Below are 13,238 nucleotides of genomic sequence, written 5' to 3'. Positions count from 1 at the left end.
GAAAGATCAGAGACGCCCGGCGGCGACAGCTTTTGTTTGCAAGGATCAATGCCGGGCCGGATGTAAGCCACTTGCGCGAAATCGCAGCGACCAAGACGCAATGGACGCTGTAGCAAACGAAAAAGGCCCCGCCGGGGCGGAGCCTGATCTGGAATGCCGCAGAGTTTACTGCGGAATGTCGCCTTCGATGCCTTCGACATAGAAGTTCATCCCTGCAAGCGTTCCGTCATCCGCTGTCTCGCCTTCGGCCAGGAAATCACTGCCGTCCTGCTTTTTCAGCGGACCGGTGAACGGGTGATAGGAGCCGTCGGCGATGGACGCCTTGAGCGCCAGCGCCTCGTCCTTCACGTCGGCAGGTACCGCATCGGTGATCTCGCCGATGCCGACCATGCCCGCACCGATGCCGTCCCATGTGTCCTTGCTTTCCCAGGTGCCGTCCATCACGGCCTTGGTGCGCGCGATGTAATAGGGCGCCCAATCGTCGATGATCGACGACACGCGCGGGAAGGGCGCGAATTGCGCCATGTCGGACGCCTGACCAAATGTCACGACATTGCCCGCTTCCTGTGCCGCCGCCTGCGGCGCGGTGGAATCGGTGTGTTGCAAGATCACGTCCGCGCCTTGTTCGATCAGAACCTTGGCGGCGTCCGCTTCCTTGGCGGGATCAAACCATGTGTAGGCCCAGACGATCTTGAACTGCACATCGGGGTTGACCTTGCGCGCGTGGATGAACGCGGAGTTAATGCCACGGATCACTTCGGGGATCGGATAGGATCCGATATAGCCCACGATGTTGCTCTCGGTCATCTTGCCCGCAATGTGGCCCTGAATCGCGCGGCCTTCGTAGAAACGCGCCGAATAGGTCGAGACGTTATCCGCGCGCTTGTAGCCGGTCGCGTGCTCGAACTTTACATCGGGGAATTTCGCCGCGACGTTGATCGTCGGGTCCATATAGCCGAACGAGGTGGTAAAGATCAGGTCGGCCCCGTCGAGTGCCATCTGGGTCATTACACGCTCAGAATCCGGGCCCTCGGCCACTGATTCAACGAACACGGTCTCGACCTTGTCGCCGAACTCTTCCTCGACGGCCAGACGGCCTTCGTTGTGCTCATACGTCCAGCCGCCATCACCGACCGGCCCGACATAAACAAATCCGACCTTTGTCTTTCCGTGGCTTTCAGCAAAGGCGGCCGTGGCCATGCCCGCAACCAGCGCCGCGCTGGCCAGCAGTTTCATGAACGTCATGTGGTATCTCCCCAGTGGATTGTATCCGCTCTCAGGCGGTTTGCGCCTCAATGCGAGGCATGGAATATGCGGCCAAGCGATCCGGGTGCGCGGTTGCTGTCGCGTGACAGTACGACCAGCACCACGATCGTGATGACATAGGGCGACATTGCCAGATATTCGACGGGAATGGCAACGCCTACGCCTTGCAGATTGAGCTGCAATTGAACCAGACCGCCAAAAAGATAGGCACCCAGCAACACCCGGAACGGACGCCAGCTTGCGAACACAACCAGCGCGAGCGCGATCCAGCCAACACCGGCGGTCATCCCTTCGGTCCACTGCGGCACGCGGATCAGACTGATGTAGGCGCCGCCCACTCCCGCGCAGGCACCGCCGAACATGATCGCCAGCGTGCGGATGCGTTTGACCTTGAACCCCAGCGCGTGCGCAGCATCGTGGTTTTCGCCCACGGCCCGCAGGACCAGTCCCGCACGGGTGAATTTCAGCGTCGCCCAGACCGCCACGACAAGGGCGATGCCTAGATATACGATGATGTCGTGGCTGAGCAGGATGGGCCCTACCACCGGAATATCCGCCAGAGGGCCAAAGTCGATATCACCCAGGCGTGGGGGCTTGATCCCAACATAACTCTGGCCCAACAGCGCCGAAAACCCGAGACCGAAAAGGGTCAGCGCGAGCCCGGAAGCGACCTGATTGGCCAGCATCACCTGAGTCAGAAACGCGAACAGCAAGCTGAGTGCCGCGCCGCCCAAAGCCGCCGCCGCAAAACCCAGAAGCGGCGATCCGGTTTCGACAGCGGTGGCAAAGCCGCAGATCGCGCCCATGATCATCATGCCCTCGACACCGAGGTTCAGCACGCCCGTCCGCTCGACGACCAGCTCGCCGATAGCGGCAAAGATCAACGGTGTGGCGGCGACGAAGAAGCCGGCGATGAACAGCAGCGGATTGATAGCAGATAGATCCATCATACCACCTCCGCGCGGCCCGGACGCAGCCGGTAATTGGTGAAGAGATCGAAGGCCAGCAGAAAGAACAGCAGCATCCCCTGAAACACCTGAATAGCCGCTGCGGGCAGTCCCAGTTTGGATTGCGCGATGTCGCCGCCGATGTAGGTCAGCGCCATGAGGCCTCCGGCCAACAGGATCCCTACCGGATGTAGACGACCCAGAAATGCCACGATAATCGCGGTAAAGCCGTAGCCCACGTTGAAATCAATCGTCACCTGACCGGAGGGGCCTGCCACCTCGAACATGCCCGCCAGACCGGCCAGAAGCCCGGACGTGCCGAGGCAGAACAGCACCAGCCGCGCGGGATCGACGCCAGAGAACTTGGCGGCGCGCGGTGCCTCGCCGGTGACGCGGATGGCAAATCCAAGACGGTGGCGCGCGAGCAGGACATAGGCAAAGATCACGGCGACGAATGCCGCCACGACGCCCCAGTGCATGCCGGTTCCAGTGATCAGTTCGGCGTTGTGGGCGCTGGCGTATTGTTGCAGGTTGCGACTGCCAGGAAATCCGAATCCTTCTGGATTTTTCAGCAATCCCAGAGACATGGACGCCAAAAACTGTTCTGCCACATACACCAGCATGAGCGAAACGAGAATTTCGTTGGTGCCGAATTTGACCTTCAAAACCGCCGGTATCATGGCCCAGATCCAGCCGCCAAGCGCCCCCGCCAGCACCATCAGCGGGAAGATCAAAACACTGTCGGCGGGATAGAACGCCAGCCCTGCGCCCGCACCGAAGAGCGCGCCCATGATGTATTGCCCCTCGGCCCCGATGTTCCAGATCCCCGCCTTGAACCCGAGACTGAGGCCGATGGCGATGAGCACCAGCGGCGCACCCTTGATCAACAATTGGGGGCGGTAGAAAAACGCGAACTCGCCAAAGAGCGGCTCCCAGAAGATCGTCCGGATCGCAAGGACCGGGTCCTTGCCCAGTGCCGCGAAAAGCAGCCCGCCGAAAACCATCGTCGCCAGCACGGCGAGCAGGGGCGCGGCGAGCGAGAAGGCCCGGCTTGGTTCGGGGCGCTTTACGAGGGTGATCATGTCATGTCTTCCGTTTCCGTTGGTAATGGCGTGGCATGGGCCTTAGGCTCAGACATGCGCCACCTCCATGCCATGCGCGCCACCCATCATCAGACCGATCTCCTCGACAGTTATGCCCTGCGCCTCGCGCGGCTCTGATAACCGCCCTTCGTTGAGTGCACAGAACCGGTCGGATATTTCCATCAACTCGTCGAGGTCTTGCGAAATCACGATTAGCGCCGTGCCGGTTTCGGCCAGATCCAGCAACGCCTGCCGGATGGCCGCAGCGGCGGAGGCATCCACACCCCATGTCGGCTGATTGACGACGAATACCTCGGGGCGCTGCAGGACCTCGCGCCCGATCACGAATTTCTGGAGGTTCCCGCCCGATAGCGACCGCGCCGCAGCCTGCGGGCCGGGGGTGCGCACGTCGAAAGTGTCGATGACGGATTGGGCAAACCGTGTGGCGGCGGACCAGTCAAGGAACCCGCGCCGGTCCAATCCCTCGCGCGCGGCGCCGGTGAGCATCGCATTCTCGGTCAGCGACATGTCGGGCACGGCGGCATGGCCCATCCGCTCTTCGGGGGCGGCAAGGATACCGCGCGCACGCCGCTTGGTCGGACCGAGCCCCCCGATGTCGTCGCCGCTGTGCAGAAGCATACCCCCCGCGACAGGGCGTTCGCCCGAAAGCGCGGCAAGAAGCTCGTCCTGTCCGTTGCCCGCGACGCCGCCGATTCCAAGGATTTCGCCCGCGCGTAAATCCACGCTGATGCCCTTGAGCGCCATGCCGAACGCATTGGGCGCGGGCGCCTTCAGATCCTTGAGCTGCAACACGATCTCGCCTTTCGCATGGGGCGTGCGCGTGGGCGTCTGCAACAGTTTGCCCACCATCATTTCCGCCATGTCGCGCGCTGTCGTGTCGCGCGGAACGCACGCGCCTACAACCTTGCCCAGCCGCAGGATCGTGGCGCTGTCGCACAGGCTGCGGATCTCTTCGAGCTTGTGCGAAATATACAGGATCGCGGTGCCGTCCGCACTGAGCTTGCGCAGGGTAGTAAACAGGATCTCGACCTCCTGCGGGGTCAGCACCGATGTCGGTTCGTCCATGATCAACAGCTTGGGATCCTGCAACAGACAGCGAATGATCTCGACGCGCTGTCGCTCTCCGGCAGAGAGATCGCCCACAATCCGGTCGGGCGACAGCGGCAGGCCGTAAGTTTCGGAAACTGCGGTGATTTGCGCCGAAAGCGCGCCCAGCTTTGGCGCGTTCTCCATCCCCAACGCAATGTTTTCCGCAACGGTCATCGCATCGAAAAGCGAGAAATGCTGAAACACCATGCCCACGCCCGCCGCTCTTGCCGCGCGTGGCTCTGCCGGCGCAAACTCCGCCCCGTTCATATGCATCGTGCCGCTGTCGGGCTTCACCAGCCCATAGATCATCTTGACCAGCGTCGATTTGCCCGCGCCGTTTTCGCCCAGCAGGGCGTGGACCTCGCCGGGCGCGATCTGTAGCGAGACATTGTCGTTGGCAACCACGCCGGGATAGGCCTTGGTCAGGCCGGTCAGGGACAGCAGCGGTGTCTGGGTCATGCGGAAACTTCCCCGTGTGCCAGCGCCAGAAGCGCATTGATGGTGCCATGTGCAATTTCATGGGGCGCTTTGCCAAGCTTTTTATCGCCGATCGGGCAGGTGATCGGCGTCGGATCGAGACCTGCGGCGCGCAAACGCCGCTCGAACCGCGCCCGTTTGGTTGCGGATCCGATCAGACCGATCTGTCTGGCTCCGCTTTTCAACAGGGCTGCACAAAGCGCCAGATCGATATCGTGGGAGTACGTGAAAATCAGATGATGGGCACCCTGCGGCGCGCGACGCGCAAGGCGCGGCATGTCGGCGACGGGGATTTGCGTAACATAAGGTGGCACAGCGTCAGGAAACCGATCAGCGGCGCTGTCGATCCATGTGATGTCAAATGCATTGGCGGGACAGCAGTCGATGACCGCCCGTCCGACGTGGCCCGCGCCCCATATCCAAAGTGCCACAGGGCGGGCAGGCGGGCGGACCGATTTCAGCTCGCATCGATGCGCTACATCCACTGTCCGGCCATCGTGGCCGTAGCTCAGCGTAACGCTGCCGCCACAGCACTGGCCCAGTCCGGGGCCAAGCGGGTATGTCTCCATATGGCTCGTCCGGTTCGCAACCAACATGCGGCGCGCGGTGGCGATGGCGCGATATTCAAGCGCGCCACCGCCGATGGTTCCCGCACAGTCGGTCGCGGTTACGCGCATGACGGTACCGGCGTCGCGCGGGGCGGATCCGCGCGTCGCCGCGATCTCGATGTAGATCGCGCTCACCGCGATGTCTCCCCGCGTGCCCTGCCAACTGCCGCCAGCACCGCCTCTGCCGTTGCCGGTGTTTGCAGATCACCGTACGCCGGGCCGCAGGCCCGCACCGCGTCGGCAAGGGCTGCGTAGGCGGATATGCCAAGCATCAATGGCGGCTCTCCGACAGCCTTGGAGCGGTAGACCGTTTGTGAAGGGTTCGGTTGGTCCCACAAGTCCACGTTGAACACCCGCGGTCTGTCCGAACAGGCGGGGATCTTGTAGGTCGAGGGTGCATGGGTCTGTAGGCGACCCTTGTCGTCCCACACCAGTTCCTCCGTAGTCAGCCAGCCCGCGCCCTGCACATATCCACCCTCGATCTGGCCGATGTCGATGGCGGGGTTGAGGGACGCGCCGGCATCATGCAGCAGATCCGCGCGCAAAATCCGGTACTCGCCCGACAGCGTGTCGATCACGACCTCGCTTATCGCCGCACCGTAGGCGAAATAATAGAATGGCCTGCCACGGCCCGCGATCCGGTCCCACTGGATGTCCGGTGTTTTGTAAAAGCCGGTCGAGGACAGGCTGACGCGCGCCTCATAAGTCTGCTGTGCCGCCTGCGCGAAGGTGATCGTTTGCCCTGCCACATGGACCTGACCGTCAACAAAACGCACATTGTCGGCACTGTCGCCGTGCCGCAGTGCGAGATGGGCGGCCATCCGGTCGCGGATGATGTCGCAGGCATTTTGCACGGCCATTCCGTTCAGATCGCTGCCCGAGCTTGCCGCCGTTGCAGAGGTGTTAGGCACCTTGCCCGTATCAGTGGCGGTGATACGCACCGTCCTTAGCGGCACGCCAAAGCGTGCGGCGGCGACCTGGGCCACCTTCTGGAACAGACCTTGCCCCATTTCCGTACCGCCGTGGTTTAGGTGGATCGAGCCGTCCTGATAGACATGCACCAGCGCACCAGCCTGATTGAGGTGGGTCAGCGTGAAGGAAATGCCGAACTTGACCGGTGTGAGCGCGATGCCGCGTTTCAGGACCGGTTGGGCTTCGTTCCAGTCCTGTATCGCGCGGCGGCGCTCTTGGTACCGGGCGGTTTCGATCAACCGATCGGTGATGGCGTTGATGATGCAGTCCGTCACCGGCTGGTGGTAAGGCGTGGTCTGGACGCCTTCTGGCGGCTCCGGTGCGGTTTGGTTTTCCGAGACGACAGCCTGCGCCCCCCTGCTGGCCAGATCGGCGTTATCGGGCGCTGCGGCAGGGGGCCGCGTTTCGGTCGCCTCGTCCGGCGCGATGAGATCGGCGTAGTAGTTGGCCCGGCGCACATCGAGCGGATCGCGGCCCAGATGCTGGGCGATATGGTCCATCACCCGCTCGATCCCGACGATCCCCTGAGGCCCGCCAAAGCCGCGAAAGGCGGTGGCGCTTTGAGTATTCGTCTTGAGCCGGTGCGAGGTGATCCGCGCGTTTTCCAGCAAATAGGCGTTGTCAGCGTGCAACATCGCGCGGTCGGCCACCGGAAGGCTCAGATCCATCGCCCAGCCGCAGCGCGCGTAGTGGGTGAAGTCGACGGCGGAAATTCGGCCTTCCGCGTCAAATCCCACGCTGTAATCAATGCGAAAATCGTGCCGCTTGCCGGTAATGATCATATCATCGTCGCGGTCGTAGCGCATCTTGCAGGGCTTGCCCGTGCGGACCGCAGCAACGGCACAGGCCACGGCCAGCGCATTCCCCTGGCTTTCCTTGCCACCGAAACCGCCGCCCATCCGCCGCGTCTCGACCCGCACGGCGTGCATCGGACGCCCGATGGCTTCGGCGACCTTATGCTGGATTTCGGTCGGGTGCTGGGTGGAGGAGTGGACACGCATGTCGCCGTCCTCTTCGGGCAGAGCAAGGGCGGCCTGACCTTCGAGGTAGAAGTGCTCCTGCCCGCCGATGTCGATGCTGCCGCCAAGGCGGTGCGGGGCCCGCGCAAGGGCGGCGGTAGCTTCGCCTTTGGCATACACACGCGGCCCGTCCTCGAACCTGCTGTCGGCGGCAAGCGCGTCTTCGATGGAGAGGATGGGGGTTTCTGCCTTGATGTCGATGGCGCCGCGCCGCGCCGCATGCCGTGCGGCCAGATGCGTCGTGGCGATCACCAGGAAAAGCGGCTGACCGACATAGTGCACGCGGTCCGTGGCCAGCAGCGGCTCGTCATGGTTGGACGGCGACACATCGTTGGCGAAGGGCAGGTCGGCAGCAGTCAGAACGTCCACGACACCGGCCGCCGATCTGACCGCGTCGAGGTTTATCGACACCAGCGTTCCGCGGGCTGTCTCGCTCAGTCCGAAGGCCAGATAAAGTGTACCCGTCGGGGTCGGTATGTCATCGACGTACCGCGCGGCACCGGTCACATGCAGAGCTGCGGCGTCGTGGGGCAGTGGTTTTGCAACGCTCACGCCTGCACCTCGTGCACATCCGTCAGCGCCCCGTCCAGCGTGTGAAAGGCGCGCAGCAGCATGTTCTGCGCGGTCTGCATCCGGTAGGGAGCCGAGGCGCGCATGTCCGACATCGGGCTGAAGTCCAGCGCAAGTGCGGCCATCGCGGCATCGATCGTTTCCCGCGTCACCGGCCGCCCCTCCATCGCCGCTTCGGCGCCCGACGCGCGGGCGGGCGTGCCGGCCATTCCGCCAAAGGCGAGCCGGACACCCGCAAAGAACCCATCCCGCACCGGGAGGTTCAGGCAGGCGCAGACGGCGGATATGTCCTGATCGAAGCGCTTGGAGATCTTGAAACAGTGGAGCGTATCCTCCTGTTTTGGAATCGTGATCGCTTCGACGAACTCCCCCGGGCGGCGGTTCTGTTTGCCGTAGGCGAGGAAAAAGTCTTCTACCGGTAGTGTGCGGCGGGTAGCGCCGTGCCGCAGATGTAGCGTTGCACCAAGCGCGATCATCGCCGGGCTGCCGTCCCCGATGGGCGAGCCGTTCGCGATGTTGCCGCCCAGCGTCGCCGCCGCGCGCACCTGAGCGGAGCCGTAGCGGCGCAGCAGCGTGCCAAGGCCTGGAAAAAGTGGCGTGAAGAATTGCTCGACTTCCGCGATTGTCGTCGCCGCGCCGATCCGCCAGTCGTCCGGTACGTCAGTGACGCCGCGCAGATCGGCGCATTGATTGAGAAAGATGGGTGTGTCCAGATCGCGCAACTGCTTTGTGACCCATAGCCCCACATCTGTGGCCCCCGCGATCAGGGTTGCATCGGGATTCGCGGCATAGAGGGCGGCCAAATTATCCGATGTGCGGGGGTGGTGGGAGGAAGGGGGCGCTGCCCCCGCAGCCTCTGGCTGCTCCCCCGGGATATTTTCAGCCAAAGAAAATAGGCGGGGTGGGACCGGCAGGGCTGCGGCGGCTTTGGCCGCGCGTACGATCGGCGCGTAGCCGGTGCACCGACACAGGTTGCCCGCAAGCGCCGTATCATAATCGGTCTCACCGTTGAGGTGCGCGGTGGCCATACTCATGATGAAGCCAGGCGTGCAAAAGCCGCATTGGCTGCCGTGATGGGTGATCATGGCATCCTGTACGGGATGCAGCGCGCCGTCGGAGGTGCTAAGCCCTTCGACTGTGGTGACGTGTTTGCCGTCTAGTTGCGGCAGGAACAGGATGCAGGCGTTGAGCGGTGCAGCCCCGTGTTCGTCCGTTACCATCACGGTACAGGCCCCACAGTCGCCTTCGTTGCACCCTTCCTTGGTACCGGTCAGCCCCCGGGTGTCGCGCAGCCAGTCCAGAAGTGTCGTCGTGGGTGACAGGCCTGCCACGGTGACAGGCTCTGCGTTCAGCAAGAAGGAAGTGTTCATGGGGATGACCCCGCCGCGATACCAAACTCAGTTCATCATGTGCGCCCGGCGTTCGATGCGGCGTAGAGCGCGGGCGCGGTTTTACGCTAAAGGGCAGCTGCGCGGTTTGGCAAGGGCAAGCGGGTCTACGGGGCGAACTTGTCCGCTGTGTGCTGCGGATTGAGGCGCGCAAATGTCGTGTTTGGCGGTAGAGTGCACGGCAGATCTGCCATAAGACTGGCGACATGACACAAGCCTCCCGATTCATTCACCTGCGCACCCACTCAGAATACTCTTTGCTGGAAGGGGCGCTGCGGCTGAAAAAGCTGCCCGATATGGCTGCGCAGGCGGATATGCCTGCGCTGGCGCTGACCGATACCAACAACATGTTTGCAGCACTGGAATTTTCCGTCGCGATGTCGGGGGCGGGGATCCAGCCGATCATCGGCTGTCAGGTGGATCTGAAATATGTTCAGACCGGGCCGGGGGAAAAGCCGCGCGCGCCTGCGCCTGTGGTTCTTCTGGCGCAGACCGAGCGCGGCTATGCGCATCTGATGAAGCTGAACACCTGTCTGTATGTGGACAAGGGCGGGGCGCTGCCGCAGGTGACGCTGGCGCAACTGGCCGAGAACGCGGGCGATGTGATTTGCCTAACGGGCGGTTCGACAGGGCCGGTGGGCATGTTGTTGCATGGCGGCCAACGCCCCGCCGCAGAGGCGCTGATGCGCGAGTTGCACAGGATATTCTCGGATCGACTCTACGTCGAATTACAGCGCCATCCGGGCGACGACGGATTGCCGGACGCCGAAAAGCTGACGGAGCGGGGGTTCGTCGAGATGGCTTATGCGATGGACATTCCTCTGGTGGCGACCAACGATGTCTATTTCCGGAAAACGCAGATGTATGAGGCGCATGACGCTTTGATCTGCATCGCGGAAGGCGCCTATGTCGATCAGCAGCGGGAGCGTCGTCGCCTTACGCCGCAGCATTACTTCAAATCGCAGGCGGAGATGGTCACACTGTTTGCCGATCTGCCGGAGGCCATCGAGAACACCGTCGAGATCGCCCGGCGGTGTGCTTTTCAGGCGTACCGCCGCGATCCGATCCTGCCGAAGTTTGCCGATGACGAGGTGGCCGAATTGCGCCGTCAGGCGCAGGAGGGGCTGCGCGCGCGCCTTGCGATCATTCCGCATGCGGCGGCGGTGTCGGTCTATGAGGAACGGCTGGAGTTCGAGCTGGGCATCATCGAGGGTATGGGATTTCCGGGCTATTTCCTGATCGTTGCCGATTTCATCAAATGGGCGAAGGACCAGGGCATCCCGGTGGGACCGGGCCGTGGGTCGGGTGCCGGTAGTCTCGTGGCCTATGCTTTGCTGATCACGGACCTGGACCCGCTGCGCTATTCGCTGCTGTTCGAACGGTTCTTGAACCCCGAACGCGTCTCGATGCCCGATTTCGACATCGACTTCTGCATGGACCGGCGTGAAGAAGTCATTCGCTATGTTCAGGACAAATACGGGCGCGACAAGGTGGGGCAGATCATCACCTTCGGCGCGCTTTTGTCCAAGGCCGCCGTGCGCGACATCGGGCGCGTGTTGCAGATGCCATACGGACAGGTGGACCGGCTGTCGAAAATGATCCCGGTGGAAGGGGTCAAACCCGTATCCATCGAAAAGGCGTTGGCGGACGAGCCGCGCTTGCGCGAGGAAGCGCGCAACGAGGAGGTCGTCGCGCGGCTGCTGGAATATGGTCAGCAAGTGGAAGGCCTGCTGCGCAACGCGTCCACCCATGCCGCCGGTGTGGTGATCGGGGACCGGCCGCTTGACGCGCTGGTGCCGCTCTATCAGGATCCACGGTCCGACATGCCCGCGACGCAGTTCAACATGAAATGGGTCGAGCAGGCGGGGCTGGTGAAGTTCGACTTTCTGGGCCTGAAAACGCTTACCGTGATCCAGAACGCCGTGGACCAGATCAAGGCGTCTGGACGGCATCTTCACATTGCATCCGACGGGACGGAGTTGTTCGTGCCGCCCGAGGGGCTGGAAGATGATATCGCCACCATCCCGCTGGATGACGAGGCGTCCTACAAGCTGTATGCGGCGGCAAAGACCGTGGCAGTGTTCCAGGTGGAAAGCTCGGGCATGATGGATGCGCTCAAGCGCATGAAACCGACCTGCATCGAGGACATCGTGGCGCTTGTTGCGCTGTATCGCCCCGGCCCGATGGAAAACATCCCGACCTATTGCGAGGTCAAGAACGGGTTGAAAGAACGCGAGAGCGTCCACCCGTCGATCGACCATATTCTGGAGGAAACGCAGGGTATCATCGTCTATCAGGAACAGGTGATGCAGATCGCGCAGGTCATGGCGGGCTATAGCCTTGGCGGTGCCGACCTGCTGCGCCGTGCGATGGGCAAGAAGATCGCCGAAGAGATGGCCAAGGAGCGGCCCAAGTTCGAGAAAGGTGCCATGGAGAATGGCGTCGACAAGAAAAAGGCGTCGGAGGTTTTCGATCTTCTGGAAAAATTCGCCAACTACGGTTTCAACAAATCGCATGCCGCGGCCTATGCGGTCGTCAGCTACCAGACGGCATGGCTCAAGGCGAACCACCCGGTCGAGTTCATGGCCGGTGTGATGAATTGCGATATCCACCTCACCGACAAGCTGGCGGTGTATTTCGAAGAGGTGCGCAAGCGGCTTGAACTGCCGTGGGTGCCGCCCTGTGTGAACCGGTCGGATGCGACATTCCGGGTGGTGGACGGCGCGCTTATCTATGCGCTGGGCGCGCTGAAGAACGTCGGCGTCGAGGCGATGAAGCTGATCACAGAAGGCCGCCGTGTCGACGGCGTCGACAAGCCTTTTGCGACTTTGTTCGATGTGGCGCGGCGCGTCGATCTCAAACGGGTGGGCAAGCGGCCGCTTGAGATGCTGGCACGGTCCGGTGCCTTCGATCAACTCGATAGCAACCGCCGCCGGGTGTTTGGCGCGCTGGATGGGCTGGTCGCCTATTCGGCGGCGATCCACGAACAGAAATCATCCAATCAGGTGTCGCTGTTCGGCGAAGCAGGCGACGATCTGCCGGAGCCGCGCATGATGCCCTGCGACGATTGGTTGCCCGCCGAGCGCCTCACCGAAGAGTTCAAGGCGGTCGGCTTTTACCTTTCGGGCCATCCGCTGGACGACTACATGGGGCCGCTTAAGCGCAAGGGGGTGATCACGCTGGACGCGCTGACGGACAAGGCGCAGAACGGCCCGCTGGTTGCGAAGCTCGCGGGTGTCGTGGCCGGACGGCAAGAGCGCAAATCCGCGCGCGGCAACCGTTTTGCCTTTGCGCAGATGTCGGACACCACGGGTGCCTATGAGGTGACGTTGTTCTCGGACACGCTGGAGGCTTGCCGTGATCATCTGGAGACCGGATCGAAGGTCGTCGTCACGGTCGAGGCAACGCTCGAATCGGATCAGCTCAAGCTGCTGGGTCGCGCGGTGACGCCGATCGACGCGGCGGTGGGCGATGCGGGCGGCATGGGCCTGCGGATCTTCATCGAAAGCTCCGGTGCGATTGCCGCTGTTTCCGATGTCCTGAGCGGGGCCCGCAATGCGGCCAAGGCTGCTGCGAAGGGGCCCGTTCATCTTTGCCTTATGGATCCGGGCCTGCCCGGCGAGGTTGAAGTCGATCTCGGTGCGGAATTTCCCGTCACGCCGCAAATCAAGGGCGCAATACGCTCCTTGAGCGGGGTGATGGAAGTCGAAGAGATCTGATCAGGCGCGAAGCTTGACCCGATGTCAGCGGAGACCCGCCGTGGTTTGCTGGACCTGCCGCCGACGCCACGCTAAGTCTT

8 protein-coding genes are annotated in these 13,238 nt (G+C 62.7%); 1 reads left to right on the top strand and 7 read right to left on the bottom strand.

Going from position 1 to position 13,238, the window contains the following annotated elements; genetic code table 11:
• Positions 1 to 165: 165 nt before the first annotated feature.
• From Q1A06_RS09225 to xdhA, 7 genes are read right to left on the bottom strand one after another with little or no spacing between them, the layout of a single operon-like run.
• Positions 166 to 1,245, bottom strand: coding sequence for a BMP family ABC transporter substrate-binding protein (locus Q1A06_RS09225; RefSeq protein ID WP_299561944.1), 1,080 nt, complete (start codon positions 1,243 to 1,245; stop codon positions 166 to 168).
• A gap of 47 nt (positions 1,246 to 1,292) precedes the next feature.
• Positions 1,293 to 2,213 (bottom strand): ABC transporter permease, encoded by a 921-nt coding sequence (locus tag Q1A06_RS09220; RefSeq protein WP_299562087.1) that lies wholly within the window; start codon positions 2,211 to 2,213, stop codon positions 1,293 to 1,295.
• Complete coding sequence (locus tag Q1A06_RS09215) at positions 2,213 to 3,295, bottom strand: ABC transporter permease (RefSeq protein WP_299561941.1); 1,083 nt, start codon at positions 3,293 to 3,295, stop codon at positions 2,213 to 2,215. Before Q1A06_RS09215 ends, Q1A06_RS09220 begins: the two co-directional genes overlap by 1 nt.
• Positions 3,296 to 3,343: 48 nt before the next feature.
• Positions 3,344 to 4,864 carry an ABC transporter ATP-binding protein gene (locus tag Q1A06_RS09210; RefSeq protein WP_299561938.1) on the bottom strand — a complete coding sequence of 507 codons (1,521 nt, stop codon included), beginning with the start codon at positions 4,862 to 4,864 and terminating at the stop codon, positions 3,344 to 3,346.
• Positions 4,861 to 5,625: a xanthine dehydrogenase accessory protein XdhC gene (gene xdhC / locus Q1A06_RS09205; RefSeq protein WP_299561935.1), complete on the bottom strand. Its 765-nt coding sequence runs from the start codon at positions 5,623 to 5,625 to the stop codon at positions 4,861 to 4,863. Before xdhC ends, Q1A06_RS09210 begins: the two co-directional genes overlap by 4 nt.
• Complete coding sequence (gene xdhB / locus Q1A06_RS09200; protein WP_299561932.1) at positions 5,622 to 8,033, bottom strand: xanthine dehydrogenase molybdopterin binding subunit; 2,412 nt, start codon at positions 8,031 to 8,033, stop codon at positions 5,622 to 5,624. The genes xdhC and xdhB overlap by 4 nt, the downstream gene beginning before the upstream one ends.
• A complete protein-coding gene (gene xdhA, locus Q1A06_RS09195; protein WP_299561929.1) occupies positions 8,030 to 9,421 on the bottom strand; it encodes a xanthine dehydrogenase small subunit in 1,392 nt (463 codons plus the stop codon). Before xdhA ends, xdhB begins: the two co-directional genes overlap by 4 nt.
• 224 nt (positions 9,422 to 9,645) lie before the next feature.
• On the opposite strand from xdhA, the gene dnaE reads away from it, so the two are divergent.
• Positions 9,646 to 13,158 carry a DNA polymerase III subunit alpha gene (dnaE, locus tag Q1A06_RS09190; RefSeq protein WP_299561927.1) on the top strand — a complete coding sequence of 1,171 codons (3,513 nt, stop codon included), beginning with the start codon at positions 9,646 to 9,648 and terminating at the stop codon, positions 13,156 to 13,158.
• Positions 13,159 to 13,238: the final 80 nt, after the last annotated feature.

Origin of the sequence: uncultured Sulfitobacter sp. (assembly GCF_947497275.1) — a bacterium.
In the GTDB taxonomy this organism is placed as follows: Bacteria; Pseudomonadota; Alphaproteobacteria; order Rhodobacterales; family Rhodobacteraceae; genus Sulfitobacter.
The sequence above is the reverse complement of the archived record's forward strand: the minus strand, read 5'-3'. Positions and strand labels throughout refer to the sequence as shown.

What these genes read in the sequence shown, in the direction of transcription:
- Q1A06_RS09225 (WP_299561944.1), bottom strand. Translation starts at nt 1,245, where the DNA reads ATGACGTTCATGAAACTGCTGGCCAGCGCGGCGCTGGTTGCGGGCATG.
- Q1A06_RS09220 (WP_299562087.1), bottom strand. Translation starts at nt 2,213, where the DNA reads ATGGATCTATCTGCTATCAATCCGCTGCTGTTCATCGCCGGCTTCTTC.
- Q1A06_RS09215 (WP_299561941.1), bottom strand. Translation starts at nt 3,295, where the DNA reads ATGATCACCCTCGTAAAGCGCCCCGAACCAAGCCGGGCCTTCTCGCTC.
- Q1A06_RS09210 (WP_299561938.1), bottom strand. Translation starts at nt 4,864, where the DNA reads ATGACCCAGACACCGCTGCTGTCCCTGACCGGCCTGACCAAGGCCTAT.
- xdhA (WP_299561929.1), bottom strand. Translation starts at nt 9,421, where the DNA reads ATGAACACTTCCTTCTTGCTGAACGCAGAGCCTGTCACCGTGGCAGGC.
- dnaE (WP_299561927.1), top strand. Translation starts at nt 9,646, where the DNA reads ATGACACAAGCCTCCCGATTCATTCACCTGCGCACCCACTCAGAATAC.